This window comes from Pseudomonas sp. StFLB209 (genome assembly GCF_000829415.1).
In the GTDB taxonomy this organism is placed as follows: domain Bacteria; phylum Pseudomonadota; class Gammaproteobacteria; order Pseudomonadales; family Pseudomonadaceae; genus Aquipseudomonas.
The window spans coordinates 5,360,367-5,377,324 of record NZ_AP014637.1; the positions used below are offsets into that span (position 1 = coordinate 5,360,367).

The 16,958-nt window shown below is 62.1% G+C and carries 15 protein-coding genes, 1 pseudogene and 1 riboswitch; of the genes and pseudogenes, 7 read left to right on the forward strand and 9 right to left on the reverse strand.

Annotation, left to right across the window (positions count from 1 at the left end; translation table 11 throughout):
- Nucleotides 1-17: 17 nt before the first annotated feature.
- The gene (locus PSCI_RS23855) at nucleotides 18-899 is read right to left on the reverse strand and encodes a LysR family transcriptional regulator (protein ID WP_045491805.1); all 882 of its coding nucleotides are present in this window, start codon (nucleotides 897-899) and stop codon (nucleotides 18-20) included.
- A 113-nt stretch (nucleotides 900-1,012) separates the two neighbouring features.
- On the opposite strand from PSCI_RS23855, the gene argC reads away from it, so the two are divergent.
- Together argC and PSCI_RS23865 are read left to right on the forward strand one after the other, a co-directional pair.
- Nucleotides 1,013-1,993, forward strand: coding sequence for an N-acetyl-gamma-glutamyl-phosphate reductase (gene argC / locus PSCI_RS23860; protein WP_045491807.1), 981 nt, complete (start codon nucleotides 1,013-1,015; stop codon nucleotides 1,991-1,993).
- 103 nt (nucleotides 1,994-2,096) lie between these two features.
- Nucleotides 2,097-2,888, forward strand: a complete 792-nt coding sequence (locus tag PSCI_RS23865) for an outer membrane protein OmpK (RefSeq protein ID WP_045491809.1) — start codon at nucleotides 2,097-2,099, stop codon at nucleotides 2,886-2,888.
- 145 nt (nucleotides 2,889-3,033) lie between these two features.
- On the opposite strand, the gene dctA is transcribed toward PSCI_RS23865, so the two are convergent.
- Both dctA and PSCI_RS23875 read right to left on the reverse strand, forming a co-directional pair.
- Nucleotides 3,034-4,356 carry a C4-dicarboxylate transporter DctA gene (dctA, locus tag PSCI_RS23870; protein WP_045491810.1) on the reverse strand — a complete coding sequence of 441 codons (1,323 nt, stop codon included), beginning with the start codon at nucleotides 4,354-4,356 and terminating at the stop codon, nucleotides 3,034-3,036.
- Between the two features lie 219 nt (nucleotides 4,357-4,575).
- Entirely contained in the window at nucleotides 4,576-5,745 is a 1,170-nt protein-coding gene (locus tag PSCI_RS23875; RefSeq protein ID WP_045491811.1) for a mandelate racemase/muconate lactonizing enzyme family protein, read from the reverse strand.
- Between the two features lie 173 nt (nucleotides 5,746-5,918).
- Here PSCI_RS23875 and PSCI_RS23880 point away from each other — a divergent pair, with 173 nt between their 5' ends.
- Nucleotides 5,919-6,791, forward strand: a complete 873-nt coding sequence (locus PSCI_RS23880; protein ID WP_045491812.1) for a LysR family transcriptional regulator — start codon at nucleotides 5,919-5,921, stop codon at nucleotides 6,789-6,791.
- 44 nt (nucleotides 6,792-6,835) lie between these two features.
- Here PSCI_RS23880 and thpR read toward each other — a convergent pair whose 3' ends face one another.
- Together thpR and PSCI_RS23890 are read right to left on the reverse strand one after the other, a co-directional pair.
- Nucleotides 6,836-7,432 carry an RNA 2',3'-cyclic phosphodiesterase gene (thpR, locus tag PSCI_RS23885; protein ID WP_045491813.1) on the reverse strand — a complete coding sequence of 199 codons (597 nt, stop codon included), beginning with the start codon at nucleotides 7,430-7,432 and terminating at the stop codon, nucleotides 6,836-6,838.
- A gap of 252 nt (nucleotides 7,433-7,684) precedes the next feature.
- Complete coding sequence (locus PSCI_RS23890; protein WP_045494830.1) at nucleotides 7,685-8,743, reverse strand: NAD(P)H-dependent flavin oxidoreductase; 1,059 nt, start codon at nucleotides 8,741-8,743, stop codon at nucleotides 7,685-7,687.
- A gap of 93 nt (nucleotides 8,744-8,836) precedes the next feature.
- Between PSCI_RS23890 and PSCI_RS23895 the strand changes: the two genes are divergently transcribed.
- Nucleotides 8,837-9,751, forward strand: coding sequence for a LysR substrate-binding domain-containing protein (locus tag PSCI_RS23895; protein WP_045491814.1), 915 nt, complete (start codon nucleotides 8,837-8,839; stop codon nucleotides 9,749-9,751).
- Between the two features lie 18 nt (nucleotides 9,752-9,769).
- Here the strand turns inward: PSCI_RS23895 and PSCI_RS23900 are convergent, their stop codons facing one another.
- Complete coding sequence (locus PSCI_RS23900) at nucleotides 9,770-10,294, reverse strand: glyoxalase superfamily protein (protein WP_045491816.1); 525 nt, start codon at nucleotides 10,292-10,294, stop codon at nucleotides 9,770-9,772.
- 226 nt (nucleotides 10,295-10,520) lie between these two features.
- Nucleotides 10,521-10,732: riboswitch (cobalamin riboswitch) on the forward strand.
- A 121-nt stretch (nucleotides 10,733-10,853) separates the two neighbouring features.
- Here PSCI_RS23900 and PSCI_RS23905 point away from each other — a divergent pair.
- Nucleotides 10,854-11,867 (forward strand): ABC transporter substrate-binding protein, encoded by a 1,014-nt coding sequence (locus tag PSCI_RS23905; RefSeq protein WP_045491817.1) that lies wholly within the window; start codon nucleotides 10,854-10,856, stop codon nucleotides 11,865-11,867.
- Nucleotides 11,864-12,292 carry a pseudoazurin gene (locus PSCI_RS23910; RefSeq protein ID WP_045491818.1) on the forward strand — a complete coding sequence of 143 codons (429 nt, stop codon included), beginning with the start codon at nucleotides 11,864-11,866 and terminating at the stop codon, nucleotides 12,290-12,292. Before PSCI_RS23905 ends, PSCI_RS23910 begins: the two co-directional genes overlap by 4 nt.
- A 139-nt stretch (nucleotides 12,293-12,431) precedes the next feature.
- On the opposite strand, the gene cobF is transcribed toward PSCI_RS23910, so the two are convergent.
- Together cobF and PSCI_RS23920 are read right to left on the reverse strand one after the other, a co-directional pair.
- On the reverse strand, nucleotides 12,432-13,190 hold the full coding sequence (gene cobF, locus PSCI_RS23915; protein ID WP_045491819.1) for a precorrin-6A synthase (deacetylating): 759 nt from the start codon (nucleotides 13,188-13,190) through the stop codon (nucleotides 12,432-12,434).
- Between the two features lie 71 nt (nucleotides 13,191-13,261).
- Nucleotides 13,262-14,371: pseudogene (locus PSCI_RS23920) on the reverse strand (5-methyltetrahydropteroyltriglutamate--homocysteine S-methyltransferase); the annotation flags it as partial.
- A gap of 218 nt (nucleotides 14,372-14,589) precedes the next feature.
- Here PSCI_RS23920 and PSCI_RS23925 point away from each other — a divergent pair.
- Complete coding sequence (locus tag PSCI_RS23925) at nucleotides 14,590-16,086, forward strand: methylenetetrahydrofolate reductase C-terminal domain-containing protein (RefSeq protein ID WP_045494834.1); 1,497 nt, start codon at nucleotides 14,590-14,592, stop codon at nucleotides 16,084-16,086.
- Between the two features lie 165 nt (nucleotides 16,087-16,251).
- On the opposite strand, the gene urtE is transcribed toward PSCI_RS23925, so the two are convergent.
- Nucleotides 16,252-16,950 (reverse strand): urea ABC transporter ATP-binding subunit UrtE, encoded by a 699-nt coding sequence (urtE, locus tag PSCI_RS23930; protein WP_045491821.1) that lies wholly within the window; start codon nucleotides 16,948-16,950, stop codon nucleotides 16,252-16,254.
- Nucleotides 16,951-16,958: the final 8 nt, after the last annotated feature.

Consider the following 16,958-nt stretch of genomic DNA (forward strand, 5'->3'; position numbering starts at 1 on the left):
GCAGCACGCCATTCTGTTCAGACGCGCAACTCCCGCAACACCTCCAGCACATGGGTTGTGGCGCGTTCACAGCGGGCGGCGCGATGGGCAATCCCCAACTGGCGCCATAACGGCGGCTGCAAGGGCCGCATCACGATGCGCGGGTCAGGCGCCGGGGTGGCAGCCTCATGGGGCAGCAGCGTGGCACCGTAGCCTGCCGCCACCAGGCTCTTTATCGCATCGTTGTAGTTAAGCTCGATACGCGCCACGGGATGGCACTCATCAGCGGCAAACCACTCGCTGGTCAGGCGCGCCAGTCGGGTGCTGCTGTCATTGAGAATCAGCGGCTGACGGGCCAGCCAGGCTGGTGTGATGATCTCGGGGCATTGCCAGCGGGCCGGCAGAAAAGCCATGACCGGATCACGCCGCCACGGCTCGATGCACAACCCCTTGGCTGGCGCCTGCGGCAAGGCGACCAAACCAATGTCCAGCGCTCCGCAGACCAACCGATGCAAGGTTTCCTGAGAGGTCAGCACCGCAACCTGGACGTCGATAGCCGGATGCCGTTCGCCGAGAATCTCCAGGGCCTGAGGCATCAACTGCGCAATCGCACCGGTGGATGCGCCCAGCCGTACCCGCCCGGCCAGCCCCTGGACCTGACGTTGCACTTCCTCCAGCGCCTGGTCGGCTTCGGCCAGCAGGTTGCGGGCCCGCACGATCAGCGTTTCACCGATGGCGGTAGGCTGCACCTGCCCGCGGGTACGCGACAGCAGTGCAGCGCCCACCCGCGCCTCAAGGTCGGCAATGTGCAGGCTGACCGTCGGCGCGGCGAGGTTGAGCGCCCGCGCCGCTTGAGCGAACGACCCCAGGTCGGCAATCGTCACCAGGGTACGCAGACGGTCGAGGCTGACTTCACGCATGGCGCGGCACTCATTCAGAAAAACTGAATAAAAGCATTTTTAAATTCAACTTTCACTATCTTAGGTATCAACCGAATATTCGCCGGGTTGATTCCTCACGCGAGAACAGCTTCATGAGCACCCCCCTGATCTTCATCGATGGCGACCAAGGCACCACCGGGCTGCAAATCCAGCAGCGTCTGCAAGGACGCACCGGCCTGCAGTTGCTGACCCTGCCAGCCGAGCGGCGCAAAGACCCGCTGCTGCGTGCCGAGGCCCTGAATGCGTGCGACATCGCCATTTTATGCCTGCCGGATGACGCCGCCCGCGACGCCGTCGCGATGATTGAAAACCCTGCGGTACGAGTGATTGATGCCAGCTCTGCGCACCGCACCAGCGCCGGCTGGACCTACGGCTTTGCCCAGATGCACGCCGGGCAGGCCGAACAGATTGCCAAGGCCCGGCGCGTTAGCAACCCTGGCTGCTACCCCACCGGGGCGATTGGCTTGTTGCGGCCGTTGCTGGATGCCGGCCTGCTGCCTGCCGATTACCCGCTCAGTATTAATGCCGTGTCGGGCTACTCCGGCAAAGGCCGCGCCGGCATCGAGCAGTACGAGGGCGCACATGCCGCCGACGCGCCGGCCTTTCAGGTTTATGGATTGGGCCTGACGCACAAGCACGTACCGGAAATCCAGAAGCACAGCGGGCTGAACCAACGGCCGCTGTTCATCCCGGCCTACGGCGCTTTCCGCCAAGGGATCGTGCTCACCGTGCCGCTGCAGCTGCGGCTGCTGCCCTCGCGGCAGGCGAACCAACGCACCCGCGCCGCCGATCTGCACGCCTGCCTGGTGCAGCATTACGCTGCCAGCGACTACGTGCAGGTGATGCCGCTGCAACAGTCTGCGGCACTGAGCCACCTCGACCCACAGGCGCTCAATGGCACCGATGCGCTGCGCCTGATGGTTTTCGAACATGACGAGCACGCCTTGCTGGCAGCAGTGTTCGACAACCTCGGCAAAGGCGCAGCGGGTGCCGCGGTACAGAATCTGGATCTGATGCTCAGCGGCGCAGCGGCTCAGGAGCCTCCCGTGCGATTAAACGCCCTACGCACGTGACCCGGATAGCGAATCGTCAGTCAACCCATCTCGGCGCGCTATCTGGCCCGGCACTTTCGGGCTGCGCGCGGTGGGTTCTGGCTTTCTCTTTTTGGACGCAACAATGAACAAGACTCTGGCTTCGTCACTTTTCACCTTGGGCCTGCTGGCCAGTCCAAGTGCCTGGGCAGACGGCCCGCTGCTGTGGCATGACGAAAGCATCACTTACCTGTACGGCAAGAACTTCAAGATCGACCCGGCGATCCAGCAGACCATCACCCTGGAACATGCCAGCGCCTGGACCTGGGGCGATCTGTTTGTGTTTGTCGATAACATCTGGTTCAACGGTGCGAAGTCGGGCAACGGCAACCACACAATGTACGGCGAGATCAGCCCGCGCCTGAGCGCCGGCAAGCTGTTCGACACCGACCTGTCATTCGGCCCGATCAAGGACGTGCTGCTGGCCAGCACCTGGGAGTTCGGCGATGACGATGTGGATGCTTACCTGCTGGGTCCGGGTTTCGACCTGGCGGTTCCCGGCTTTGACTATTTCCAGCTGAACTTCTACTACCGCCAGCCTGACGGTGACCGGGTGCGTGCCGGCGCCTGGCAGATCACACCGGCGTGGTCGTACACCCTGCCGCTGGGCAACTCCAACCTGGTGATCGACGGCTTCATCGACTGGGTGGTCAATAACAAGTCCAGCAGCGGCGGCAAGCAGAGCGACTACCACGCCAACCTGCACTTCAACCCGCAGATCAAGTACGACCTGGGCAAGAGCCTGGGTTACGAGGCCAAGCATCTGTATGTCGGCGTGGAGTATGACTACTGGTCCGACAAATACGGGATCAAGGACAGCCAGGTATTTGCGACCGACCAGAACACCACCAGCCTGCTGGTCAAGTACCACTTCTGAGCCAGCGCTGTTTGACTGGGTGTTTGCCGCGCTGTCGCACGGCAAACACGGGACTCCGTAGACCGGCCGGGCGGCGATCCGCTTTAGCCGGGAAGCCTTCGCTGCTGAAGCAGCTCCTACGAGCGAGAACGGTCGCGCACTGGCTTCAGCTCTTTTCAGTCTTGGGCGCACCCTGCGCTTCAACCGTCGACACCTTGCTGTTATCCAGCGCCGCGATCTCGCGCTGTGCCGTAGCCAGGTCAAAGGCGTTGTCCCACTTGGCAATCGCAATGGTGCCGATGCCGTTGCCAATCAGATTGGTCACGGCCCGCGCCTCATTGAGGAAGCGGTCGATACCCAACAACAGCACCAGCCCCACCAACGGAATGGTGTGAATGGTGGTCAGGGTTGCGGCCAGGGTCACAAAACCCGCACCGGCGACACCCGCCGAGCCTTTGGAGGTCAGCAACAGCACCCCCAGCAGCACGCACTGGTCCATGACCGTCAGCGGTGTGTTGGTGGCCTGGGCTACGAAAATCGCAGCCATGGTCAGGTAGATGCAGGTGCCATCGGCGTTGAAGGTAAAGCCGGTTGGCAACACCATGCCGACCACCGATTTCTGGCAACCGAGTTTTTCCAGCTTGGCCATCATCCGCGGCAGCACCGACTCGGTGGAACAGGTGCCGAGCACGATCAGGATTTCATCCTTGAAGTAGCGCAGGAACTGCATCAACGGCAGGCCAGACCAGCGCGCCACCGCGCCGAGAATGATCAGGATGAACAGCAAGGTGGTGACATACAGCGCGATCAGCAGTTGCCCCAACGACAGCAAGGTGCCGATACCGTACTTGCCGATGGTGAATGCCATGCCTGCACCGGCACCGATAGGCGCCAGGCGCATGACCATCGCCACGATCTTGAACAACCCTTGTAGCAACAGATCAATGATGTTGATCAACGGTCTGGCGACCGGTCCCATCTGCACCAGCGCCACGCCCATCAGCACCGACAACAGGATCACCTGCAGCATCGAGCCTTTGGCGAAAGCATCGACAAAGGTGTTGGGAATGATGCCAAGGAAGAAGTCCACCGTACCGCCCTGCTCATGCGCGACCTGGGTGTACTTGCTGATGGTGCTGCCATCGAGCTTGCTGGAGTCAATGTTCATGCCCTCGCCGGGCTTGAGGATATTGACCACCACCAGGCCGATGACCAGGGCAATGGTGGAAAGGATTTCAAAGTAGATCAGCGCTTTCACACCAATGCGCCCGACCTCCTTGATGCTGCCCATCTTGGCCATACCGACCACCACCGTGCCGAAGATGATCGGCGCCAGCAGCATCTTGATCAGCTTGATGAAACCATCGGCCAGCGGTTGCAGTTTGGCGCCGAAGCCAGGTTCGAAGTAACCCAGCAGACCACCGATGACGATGCCGATCAGCACCTGCACATAGAGCTGGCTGTACCAGCGGGAACCGGACTTTTCCATGTTGTCGCACCTCTTTTGTTTTTGTTGGGAGGGCATGCAGTAGGGCACCTCTAAAAACTACCTGCGTGGCCATCGCGTTGTTGAAATCAGGCTCAAAATGCTCATTTACAACCCGTAAAATCCGCTTTCTCGCCTGATTTCGCCTAGCGCTGCCTGCCTCGCCTACGTTTTTAGAGGCACCCCGCAGCGGCCGCCACACCAGACGGCCGCTGCGGGGCATCAACGTTCGCCCAGCTCGCGCATCACCTCATAGAGCGCGGCCTTGGCTTCGAAACCCACCCCCGGAATGTCCGGCAGGCCGACGTAGCCGTTTTCGACGCGGATGCCGTCGGCAAAGCCGCCAAACGGCTGGAACACGTCCGGGTAGGACTCGTTACCGCCCAGGTGCAGACCGGCAGCAATGTTCAGCGACATCTGATGCCCGCCGTGCGGCACCACGCGCCGCGACGACCAGCCCAGCTCCTGCATCACGTCGAGGGTGCGCAGGTACTCCACCAAGCCGTAAGACAGTGCGCAGTCGAACTGCACGAAGTCGCGGTCCGGGCGCATGCCGCCGTGGCGCAGCAGGTTGCGCGCATCCTGGTGGGAGAACAGGTTCTCGCCGGTGGCCATCGGCAGGTCATAGTGGTTGGCCAGTTCGGCTTGCAGGGCGTAGTCCAGCGGGTCACCGGCTTCCTCATACCAGAACAGGTCGTATGGCTTGAGCGCTTCGGCGTAGGCAATCGCGGTTTTCAGATCGAAGCGGCCGTTGGCGTCTACCGCCAGGCGCTTGCCGCTGCCGACCACATCCAGCACCGCTTCGATGCGCGACAAATCTTCGGCCAGCGGCACGGCGCCGATTTTCATCTTCACCACGTCGTAGCCACGGTCCAGATAGCTCTGCATTTCGGCCTTGAGCTGGGTGTGGTCCTTACCGGGGTAGTAGTAACCGCCGGCGGCGTAGACCCAGACCTTGTCGTCGGCTACGCCATTGCGGTAACGGTCGGCCAGCAGCCGGTACAGCGGCTTGCCTTCGATCTTGGCTACCGCGTCCCAGACCGCCATGTCGATGGTGCCCACCGCCACCGAGCGCTCACCATGACCGCCGGGCTTCTCGTTGGTCATCAGGGTTTTCCAGATGGCGAACGGGTCGAGGTTGTCGTTGGCCTCATCAATCAGCGATTCGGGGCTGGCTTCGCTGATCCGCGCCAGGAAGCGGTCGCGCATCAGCGCGCCCTGACCATAACGGCCATTGGAGTTGAAGCCGTAACCGATCACCGGCTTGCCGTCGCGGATCACATCGGTGACCACTGCGACCACCGAGCAGGTCATCTTCGAAAAGTCGATGTAAGCGTTGGCAATGGGCGAGGCAATGGAAACGGTTTTTTCGCGGATATCAACGATGCGCATGGCGCTGTCCTCTTGTTGTGTTGAGCACAACGTTAGGCGCATCCCGCCGTGGCGAATAATGCCGTTATCGCGCCGGGCAATGCCGAAACAGCATCGCCCAAACTTGGATGGGTACGAAATATTTGCTTTAGGCGTGCTATAACGGTTCACCCCCATGCACAGGCAGCATCACCATGGAACTGGTCTGGCTCGAAGACTTCATTGCCCTGGCCGAACACGGCGGCTTTATTCGCGCAGCGCAAACCCGGCATGTGACCCAACCGGCATTCAGCCGACGCATTCGTGCGCTGGAGCAATGGATGGGGGTCGAGCTGTTCCAGCGTTCGGCCCAGGGCGCAACCCTGACCCCGGCCGGCGAGCATGTGCTGGCCAGTGTTCAGGATGCCGCAGCACGCCTGTACCGCATCCGCGAAGAAGCCCGAGAGGTGGCCGGCACGGCGGCCAAGAGTCTCAGGTTTTCGGCGACCCATTCGTTGTCGTTCACGTTTTTTCCGAAATGGATCCGCCAGCTCGGGCGTGGCGCCCCGATTGAGGCGGTGCGCCTGCAGTCCGACAGCATGGCCGAGTGTGAGCGGCTGCTGATGCACGGTCAGGTGCAGTTTCTGATCAGCCATCGGCACCCGCAGGTGCCACCGAAGCTGCCGCCGGGCCAGTACCTGAGCAAGGCCATCGGTGAGGACAGCCTGATTCCGCTGATGGGCGCCGACGCCGGGTTCAGCGCCGACCTGCAAACTCTGCCCTACCTGGCTTACAGCAAAGAGTCGGGGCTGGGGCGGATCATCGACCATCACCTGCAAGACAAGGCCGGTTACCTGCACCTGCAACCCTCGTTCAGCAGTCATCTGGCCGCGGTGCTCACCTCCATGGCGCTTGAAAACAAAGGCGTGGCCTGGCTGCCCAACAGCCTCACCGAGCAGGAGCGCGCCGACGGCAAGCTGGTGCGGGCGCTGGATGACAGCTGGGACATTCCGCTGCAAATCCACCTGACCCGCCCGCTGGCACCCTTGCCGCCGTTTGCCGAAGCGTTCTGGGCCGGGCTGGACTGAACAGTTTTCAGTTACCTGATCGGCCAAGTCGCTTGGCCACTGGTCTATAACCCGAATGGATGCACCAGCGGCCGGTGCCGCTCAATCTTCACCGGCGCCTCGGCCAGCGGCCATTGGGCCAGGGGCTCGTACTTACCCTTGTAGGACTCATACAGCACGAACTCGCGGGCGCTCAGGTGAAACTCGGTGCCCAACGGCGCCTCCGGCACCTCGCCACGGTAGTCGCGCAGCAGGGTCACGTGGGGCTGAAACTCGCGAGGGTCGACGGCAAAGCCCAATGGCAGCATGGCCTGCTGCAGTTCATACACCCAACGCAAAAAGGCCGCTTGCGGGTACTCCGGCACCAGCACCAGGGCCTGGCTGCGCCGCCAGACCTGCAGTTGGTCGAGCACAATCGACGGCGACGCAGCCAGCGGGCGCAAGCGCGCAGCCGCCTCGGTGATCGCTGGCAGCTGTGACACGCCGACATCGCCCAGAAACATCAGGGTCAGGTGAAAATTCGCCGCCGGTACCGGACGGCCGCCGCGCAGTTTCAAGTCCGAGCGCCAGCGTGAAATGGCCTTGGTTTGCGCACCATCGCAAGGCAAGGCGAAGAACAACCGCTTGAAGGGCTCGTTGGGGGTGAAGTCGTTGCTGCTCATCGGGCGTTCCTCCATGCAGTAATCGGTACCAACATACCCTATTGCGATGGAGGGTTGCCAAGCGGTTGAAGTTCACAGAATTGAACGCCGGTGAACGGAGAACGCGACTCAAGCCCGATAGTGTTCGGTTAAACGCTGCACACTTCTATCGGAGCTACCTTGGTATGGGCGGCACTCCGACGAAGAGCCCGACAAAGCCACCACCGATGCAATGCAGCGAATGTGCCGCCGCCCTCGCGAGCAAGCTCGCGCCTACAGGCCTTGCCACTCCTGCACCAGCAACTCAACCAGTTCGCGGGCCGGCAGCTGGCGGGCCAGCGGTGCGCCCTGCCCGGCCCAATGCGCAGCAAACTCATCGCTGCCGGCCCTGGCCGCTGCGCCATTGAGCTGCTTGGCCGCATCATAGGCCAGCGGATAAGCCGCAGGCTGCACACCGCCCCGCTCGGCATGCTCGATAAACCGATTGACGATGCCCCGCGCCGGACGCCCGGACAGCGTGGCGGTCAGGCGGGTCACAGCCGCGCGCGGGCTTTTCAGATTGGCGCGATAACCCTGGTTGGCCGCCGACTCGGGGCAGAGGATAAAAGCCGTACCCAGTTGCGCGGCAGCCGCCCCTAGATCCAGCGCAGCCCGAATCCCCTGGCCGTCCATGATGCCGCCAGCGGCAATGATCGGCAGGTCGATGTGGTTGGCCAGCAACCGCACCAGCACCGAAGTGCTCAACCGCTCATCAACCGCCTGCGGGTCGAACATCCCGCGGTGCCCGCCGGCCTCGATGCCTTGAGCAACGATGCCATCAAAGCCCAGCTGTTGGATCTGCAGTGCCTCGGGCAGATTGGTGGCACTGGCCAGGGTGAAAATTCCGGCCTGTTTGAACGCTTGCAGTTGCGCGGCAGACGGCAGGCCGAAATGAAAACTGACCACCGCCGGGCGCGTGTCGAGCAACATCTCGAACAGTTGATCATCGGTGGCAAAGCTTTTGTAGATTTCGTCCAGAGCAGCCGGCGGCTCCACGGCAAACTCATCGAACAACGGCTGCAAGTGCCTGAGCCAGGCCTGCTCGCGCGCAGCATCGCGCACGGCGGGCGCATGACAGAACACATTGACGTTGAATGGCCGGTCGGTCAGTGCCTGGGTCTGCTCGATCATCTGCCGGGCCTGGGCCACCGTGCTGGCGCCGATGCCCAGCGAGCCCAGCGCACCTGCATTCGATACCGCCGCTGCCAGTTCAGGCGTGGCAACTCCGGCCATGGGCGCCTGGATGATCGGATGGGTGCCCAGCCGGGCAGTAAATGCGTTAGCAAAACTCATGATCGGCTCCACCGGATGCTCAAGTAAAACGGCGATTGATAATTATCATATTGAGAATAATATAGTCACATTATTCTTCAATGGTGAATTTAATTGGATCTGGAAAGCCTGCGCATTTTCGACGCTGTGGCCGCCGAGCTGAGCATCACTCGCGCCGCCGCGCGCCTGGGTCGAGCGGCCTCGAATGTCACCACGCGCATCCAGCAACTGGAAGCAGAGCTTGCCACCGAGCTGTTCATTCGCAGTGGTAAACGCATCGCCCTGTCGCCGGCCGGCCAGCAGTTCCTGAGCTACGCCCGGCGCATGCTGGCGCTGGAGGATGAAGCACGGCAGATGCTCAACGGCAGCGCCGAGGGCGGCAGCCTGCGGGTCGGCAGCATGGAAAGCACCGCCGCCAGTCGCTTGCCTGAGCCGCTGGCCGCCTACAGCCTGGCTTATCCGCAAACCCGTTTACTGATCAGCACCGGCCCCTCGGTGGTGCTGCTCGAACAGCTTCGTCAGGGCTTGCTCGACTGCGCCTTCGTGGCCTTGCCCGAAGATTTGAACGATGAACTGGCGATGGCCACCAGCGGCTTGCGAGGCATGCAACTCTGGCAAGAACAACTGCTGCTCCTGCTGCCAGCCAGCGAGGCTGAAGTGCAAAAACCTGCTCAGGTACGCACTCGCACCTTGGCGGCGTTCAAATCCGGTTGCACGTATCGGGCGCTGGCCGAGCAGGCGCTGCAAACGGCCAATGATCCGCGCTGGCAGTTTCAGGAATTGGGCTCTTATCACGCCATGCTGGCCTGTGTGGCCGCAGGTGCGGCGGTGACGGTGTTGCCGCGCAGCGTCTTGCAACTGTGCCAATACCCGGTGCAGTTGCCGACTCTGGACCTCGGCAACCGCACGACCTGGCTGGTGTGGCGAAGGGGCTATGCCACACCGGCATTTGAACGTTTTGCCGAAATAATTCGGCACCATGCAGGAGCGGCTTCAGCCGCGAACAGAGTGCAACCGCTTCATGACTAGGGTCGCGAAAGCGCTGTATCAGTCTTCGCAGAACCTCAACCGGTTACCGAACGGGTCATGCACTTCCAGCAGCCGCCCCCAGGCCTGCTCGACGATTTGCGGGCGTCCGTAGCCGTATTGCTTGGCGTGCAGCTCATCGCGCAGCGCCTCGACACCCTGCATCGGAATGAAAATGGTCGCGCCGGGGCTGGCATCGCCATGGTGTTCGGACAAGTGCAGTTGCAGGCCATCGCGTACGATACCCAGGTACAGCGGCAGGCCTGGCTCGAAGCGGTGTTCGAACTCGACACTGAAACCCAGGAAATCCAGATAGAACTCCCGCGCCTTGGCTTCGTCGAAGCTGCGCAGGATCGGGATTGGTTTGGCGAAGCTGATCGCGGCCGGTGCAGACTGCTCGGGCAGCCGCGCTGCCGCAACATTCCAGTCCTTGTAACCCAACTGTTGGGCGACCAGTTCCAGCGCGGCGCTATGCGAAAGTACGCTATCGGGCAACGCAGCGCGCAAGCGCTTGGCCATTTGTTTGGCCTGTTCAATGGTGATCATCACAGCTCTCCGGTCAAGGCAGTCCGGTGCCCGCATTGCCAAGCCTCGACGCTTGAAAGCAGCGATAGGGTTGGGTGTGTACAGCGATGCTTTCACCTTCCTGGCCGGTAGAAGACGCAGGGCGAGCGGCGGGCAGCATCAGGCCGGTGCTGATGCTACACCTTGCCAGACGTGCGGGGAACCCGCCGTGGCACCGGCCCTGACCTTTCGCTTTACAGCCCGATGCCCTACCATGCCGCTCGCCGGTTTCCACCAGGAATTAATAGGGAATCCGTCGCTCATCAGGTTGCTCGGCCATCTGACCCGCGAACCGGAACTGCCCCCGCAACTGTAGGTGCCGAGCCTGCTCCACGATGCCACTGGGTCAAACGATCCGGGAAGGCCGGAGCCGGGCCTGGACGCGCCAGTCAGGAGACCTGCCGGCAAAAAATCAACCAACCGGCGGGGTGTCCGGGATGGACATCCGCGCCCGGCTCCGGGTGCAGCCCTGTGTTTATGGGGCTTATCGATGCCTGTCCGGGCGCCTGCCTTTGTGCAGCTTCGACAGGAGTACCGCAGCATGCTCGCTCGCCTTATCACCCTGGCCGCCACGTTCAGCCTTGCCGGTCTGGCCCAGGCCGCCGCCACCCAGTACCCGTTGACCATCGATAACTGTGGCAAGCCACAGACTTTCGCCCAGGCTCCCGAGCGCGCCGTCACCATCGGCCAGGCCGGCACGGAAATTCTTTATTCGCTGGGGCTGGGCGACAAACTGGTGGGCACCTCGTTGTGGTTCAACAATGTGCTGCCGGAGTTCAAGGCGCAGAACGACAAGGTCGAGCGCCTGGCCGACAACGATCCGAGCTTCGAGGCGGTGATCGGCAAGCGGCCGCAACTGCTGACCGTGCAGTTCGAGTGGATGGTCGGCCCCCAAGGGGTGGTCGGCACCCGTGAGCAATTCAGCGACCTGAAGATCCCCACCTACCTGCTGCCTTCGGACTGTGAAGGCAAGGACAACCTGGTCGGCGCCGACGGCACCCGCACGCAAAACTTCCAGATCGACACCATCTATAAAAGCGTCAGCCAGTTGGCCGAGATTTTCGATGTGCAGGAGCGTGGCCAGCAGTTGAACACCGAGCTGAAGGGACGCCTGGACAACGCCACCCGTCAACTGGCTGGCAAGGACCTGAGCAACACCAGTGCGGTGTTCTGGTTCTCCAGCGCTGACCTGGAAATCGACCCGTACGTCGCCGGTCGCCAGGGTGTTGCCGACTTCATGCTGCAGACCCTGGGCGTGCGCAACGTGGTCGAGTCCAGTGAAGAATGGCCAACCGTGGGCTGGGAAACCCTGGCCAAGGCCAACCCGACCTGGATCATCATTGCGCGCATGGACCGTCGGCGTTTCCCGGCGGATGACTTCCAGAAAAAGCTGGAGTTTCTCCACAAAGACCCGGTGACCAAAAACATGGATGCGGTGAAGAACAACCGCATCATCATCCTCGACGCTGACGCCATGCAGGCTGGTGTGCGCCTGTTCCGTGGCCTGGAAACCCTGGCCAGCGCGTTTGCCAGTGGCAAGGCCGAACAGCCATGAGACGTTTGGCCTGCTGGCTGCTGCTCGGTATCGCACTGCCAGCGACAGCAGAAGTCTGGGAAGTCAAAATGCTCACCCGTGGCGCCGAGGGCGCCATGGTCTATGAACCGGATCACCTGCACATCGCTGCCGGTGATACGGTGCGATTTCTGCCCACCCAGAGCGGCCATAACGCGGCCAGCCTGACGGGCCTGCTACCGCAGGGCGCCGATGCCTTCAAAAGCCCGTTGAACAAGCCGTTCGAACACACTTTCAGCGTGCCGGGACTGTACGGCGTGCAGTGCATTCCGCATCTGGCTATGGGCATGGTCATGCTGATTCAGGTGGGTGAAGCAAATAGCCAGGCAGGTCTGCCAGATGACCTGCCGGCGCGGGCCAAAGAGCGTTTTGCTACGCAACTGCAGAATTTGCGGGCTTCACGCTAAGTTGGTGGACGCGCCATTGCATTCGTCGGCTGAGCCGACTCCCACCGGGCCGCGCCGCCCTTAACTGATCGGCATTATCCCGTAGGAGCGGCTTTAGCCGCGAAGGCTTCCCGGCTAAAGCGGATCGCCGCCCGGCCGGTCATTCAGGCCGTTTAAGCAGGCAGGTGTCCATGATCCAGCCATTGGCTGCCCTGGCCTGCTCACGCAGCCGCTCAATGTCTTGAACCACATCATGCAGCTTGCCTGAAACGAGGATTTCATCTTCCGTGCCCAGGTAAGCGCCCCAGTAGACCTCCAGATCCTGGTCAACCAGACTGTGCAAGCCATTCCCGGCATCGAGCATCACCACCACACTGTCGACATTATCGGCAAAGCCTTCGGCCACAAGCCGCCCGGGGGTGATCGCGATCGAGCGACCGATATTGTTGAGTGCCACCTTGTGCTGTGCGGCCAGGGCCTGGACGCTGCTGATGCCGGGAATCACCTGATAATCCAGCGCGTGACGCCCGCTCCGGCTGATGGCTTCGATGATACGGATCGTGCTGTCATACAACGACGGATCGCCCCAGACCAGAAACGCCCCGCACTGCCCGTCTTGCAGCTCTTCGTCAATCAGCCGCTCGAAGACCAACTGTTTGGCCGCATTGAGTTCAGCGACGCTCTGCCGGTAATCTTCAGCGTCACCTGCCCGTGACGGGCTCGGCGCTTCGACCATGCGGTAGTCACGGTCCTTGATGTAACGCTCGCAGATGTCCCGCCGCAGCTGATTGAGCTTGCCCTTGCTCAGGCCTTTATCCATCAGGAAGAACACATCCACCTGATTCAGCGCGTTAACGGCCTGGACAGTGAGGTAGTCCGGGTTGCCGGCACCGATGCCAATGATCAGGATGGTTTTCATGACACCTCCAGCCAGCACAACCACCGGAACCTTTGGGCTTCAAGCGGCCACGCTTAGGCCGCGCAGCTCTGTGCCGGGGTCGCGGTGACAGACTCTGGCCAGTTGAGCGCCTTGGCCAGCACGGCAACCTCAGCGCACTTTTGCACGGCGCTGGCCAGCCCGCCGTGCCGTCCGGCATCAGGCAGGCCATCACCGGCTGCGGCGGCCGGACCGTGCAGCAACGAGCACGATGGCGCGACCCACAGGCGTTCACCAAGCCGTTCGTGAGCATGGCGCAACAGCGCCAGCGCCCGGTCCAGATCGCAGCGTTGCGGCTGACGAGCGTCGACCAGCCCCAGCGACAGGATCTTGTATGCCGGCAAGCGGTCGAGAATCACCGGGTAACGGGCCGGGGCGCAAGCCAGGTCGATGTGCAGGCCATCGACCGGTAATCCGGCGGCCAGGCCAAGGTTGTCTTCCAGGCCACCGAAATAAGTGGCGACCAGCTTCTTCAGCGGTTCGCGCTGCAGCAGGTTGTAGACGCGCTCATAGGCATTTTTCCACTCCTGCGGCAGGTCGAGCACCAGGATCGGCTCATCGATCTGCACCCACTCGACACCCTGGGCAGCCAGGCGCTGAAAGATCTGGCCATACAGCGGCAGCAGGCGGTCGACCAGTTCCAGTTTGTTGAACGCCTGGTCCTTGGCCTTGCCCAGCCACAGGTAAGTCAGCGGGCCGATCACCACCGGTTTGACCGCATACCCCAGCGCATGGGCTTCGTCGACTTCTTCGAACAACTGCTCCCAGCTCAGGGAAAACGCTTGATCGGCGCTGAACTCAGGGACCAGATAGTGCTCCTGAGTGTCAAACCACCGGCTCATGTCGTCGGCAGTGGCGTCACGGGCCATGCTGAACAGCGTCTGTAACGTCGGCCTGAATTCGCCTTTGCTACGTACATGCGGCGCGACCACACCGAACATCAGCGAGTGGCTCAGCACCTGGTCGTACCAGGCGAAATCACCCACCGGCAACAGCTCGATACCGGCCCCCTTTTGCATTTGCCAGTGCGCGCTACGCAACGCTCGGCCTTTGGCACGCAACCCGGCTTCGTCGAGCTCGCCGTTACAGAAGGCCTCACGCGCCTTGTTCAGTTCATGGTCGCGGCCAGAGCGCGGAAAACCCAGATTATGTGCCAGGGCCATGGTGCAATCCTTCGGTGCAGATATTCGATGGCCAATTGTCGGCAAGCGCAGCGACTGAGACAAACTCATATAATTTGAGATGAACTAGAGTTTTTCTCATATTCGCATTTATCCCCTGCTCAATCGCCGCTTGGCCGTTCTCGCCATGTCGCTCTCAGACAACAGGCACCCACGCCACCAGTCGACAATAAGCGCCTTGCCCCACCGGTAGCGACATGATGATCAGCCTCAAGCAGGCCCTTAACGAGCAGCCTTTCGTTTGCCTCGTCGAATTCGTGCCCAAGCCCACCGCGAAAAGCTTCGAATCGTTCGAGACGCTGATGCAGCGCGGCGATTTCTGCGGCTGGCCGTTGCTCGGCACGATTGCCGACCGGGTCGGCAGCCGTTTCGACCTGACGCCGCTGGATGCCTACAGCCGCCTGTCGCGTCCGGTGCCGGCGCTGGTGCATTTTTCCGGCAAGGACCGCGAGCGCGCTGACCTACTCGGTCAGCTCGAACGCATCGACAATCTGGGTCTTGAGCAGTTGTTCATCGTCACCGGCGACCGGCTGCCCGGCCATGAGCCGGGCCAGCAGCCGGTGCGTTACCTGGAATCGGTATCGGCCTTGATGATCGCCCGGCAGGCGCGCCCACACTGGCTGCTGGGCGCGGCGCTGAACCCGTTCAAGTACCGCGAAGAAGAAAGCGGCGCGCAGTATTTCAAGGCTGAGAAAAAGCTCAAGGCCGGTGCGGATTTTCTCAGCCTGCAACTGGGCTTCGATGCGCAAAAGCATCTCGAAGCCCTGGCCTGGATGCGCCGCCAACCCTCGCCCAAGCCAATGCTGGCCTGTGTCATGGCCTTGACGGCAGGCCGGGCCAGGATGCTCGAGCATGTGGCCGGGACGGTGGTCAGCCCCTCGATGCTGGAGGCGGTGAACGCCGAGGCCGAAGTCTCGAAAGCGTTCGCTCAACAGCGCAGTATCAGCCGCCTGGGGTTGCAGATTGTCGGCCTGAAACTGATGGGCTATGCCGCAGTGGAGCTCTCTGGCGTACACGACGCCACGCAAATGCACGCGCTGGAGCAGGCGGTCAACGACTGGCAGGCGCAGATTACCGACCTTGAACAATGGTCCAGCGCCTGGCAGGCCAGTTGGCAGATGCCAGGGCTGGCACCGGTGAGCTTTCAGCCGGCCGGCGAAACCTGGCAACCGGGTCAATCGCAGGCCAGGGCCAGCAACAAAGAGCAGCTGCGTTACCACCTGATGGACGCCCTGCATCACCAGCTATTCAGCCGCACCACCTGGCTGAGCCGGGCATTTGGCTGGGCCGTGCGGCGGCCAGTGTGCGCGACGGCGGGTGGTGCGCGCCTGTTGCACCGCCTGGAGCGCAGTGCCAAACGCCCTATTGTTGGCTGCGATAGCTGTGGCCGCTGCCGCCTGCAAGACACCCTCTACGTGTGCCCCGAGACTTGCCCCAAAGGCCTGGCCAACGGGCCATGCGGCGGCACAAAGCTCAACCGCTGCGAATTTGGCGACCGCGAATGCATCCACAGCATCAAGTACCGCATCGCCAAGACTGTGCAGCAAACCGACGTGCTGAGCGACCGGCTGATTGCCTGCATCCCGGTCGAGACCCGGCATCGCAGCTCCTGGCCGCAGTGGTTTGAGGCCACCACGCCCTTGGTGGAAAGCACCCAAGAATTGACAACGACCAGTCGCTTGCAGGAGCCGCTTTAGCGGCGAAGGCTTCCCGGCTAAAACGGATCGCCGCCCGGCCGGTCCTACGAGGTAATGCCGATCAGTTAAGGTTCAACGCGATCCGGTGGAAGTTGACTTGCCGAAGTGCCGGACCGCAACGAAGACGGCGGCACATTCACAAGATGCTGTGACGACACTAAAGATTTAGATGGTCACTAGCCCCCTCACCCCGTGCGCCTCCATGTGCTCGCCCCGGCCCTGCTGGACAATCTCACCGCGCGACATGACCAGATACTGGTCGGCCAGCTCGGCGGCAAAGTCGTAGAACTGCTCGACCAGCACAATGGCCATGTCGCCCCGCTCGGCCAGGCGCTTGATGACTGCGCCGATCTCCTTGATCACCGATGGCTGGATGCCTTCGGTGGGCTCGTCGAGGATCAACAGCCGAGGGCGGCTGGCCAGGGCACGGCCGATGGCCAGTTGCTGTTGCTGGCCGCCAGACAAATCACCGCCACGGCGCTGCTTCATTTGCAGCAGCACCGGGAACAGTTCGTAGATAAAGGCCGGGACCTCTTTGGCCTCGCTGCCGGGAAAACGCGACAGGCCCATCAACAGGTTTTCCTCGACCGTCAGCCGGGCGAAGATTTCCCGGCCCTGCGGCACATAGGCAATCCCGGCCTGGACTCGCTGGTGCGGTTTGAGGCTGTTGATGTTCTGCCCCTCCCATTGCACCGCGCCTTCGCGGGCTGGCAACAGACCCATCAGCACCTTGAGCAGGGTGGTTTTGCCGACGCCGTTGCGGCCCAGCAGGCACGTCACTTCGCCGACGTTGGCCTGGAACGACAGGCCGCGCAGGATATGGCTGCCGCCGTAGTATTGATGCAAGTCGCTTACTTGGAGCATGTGGATTC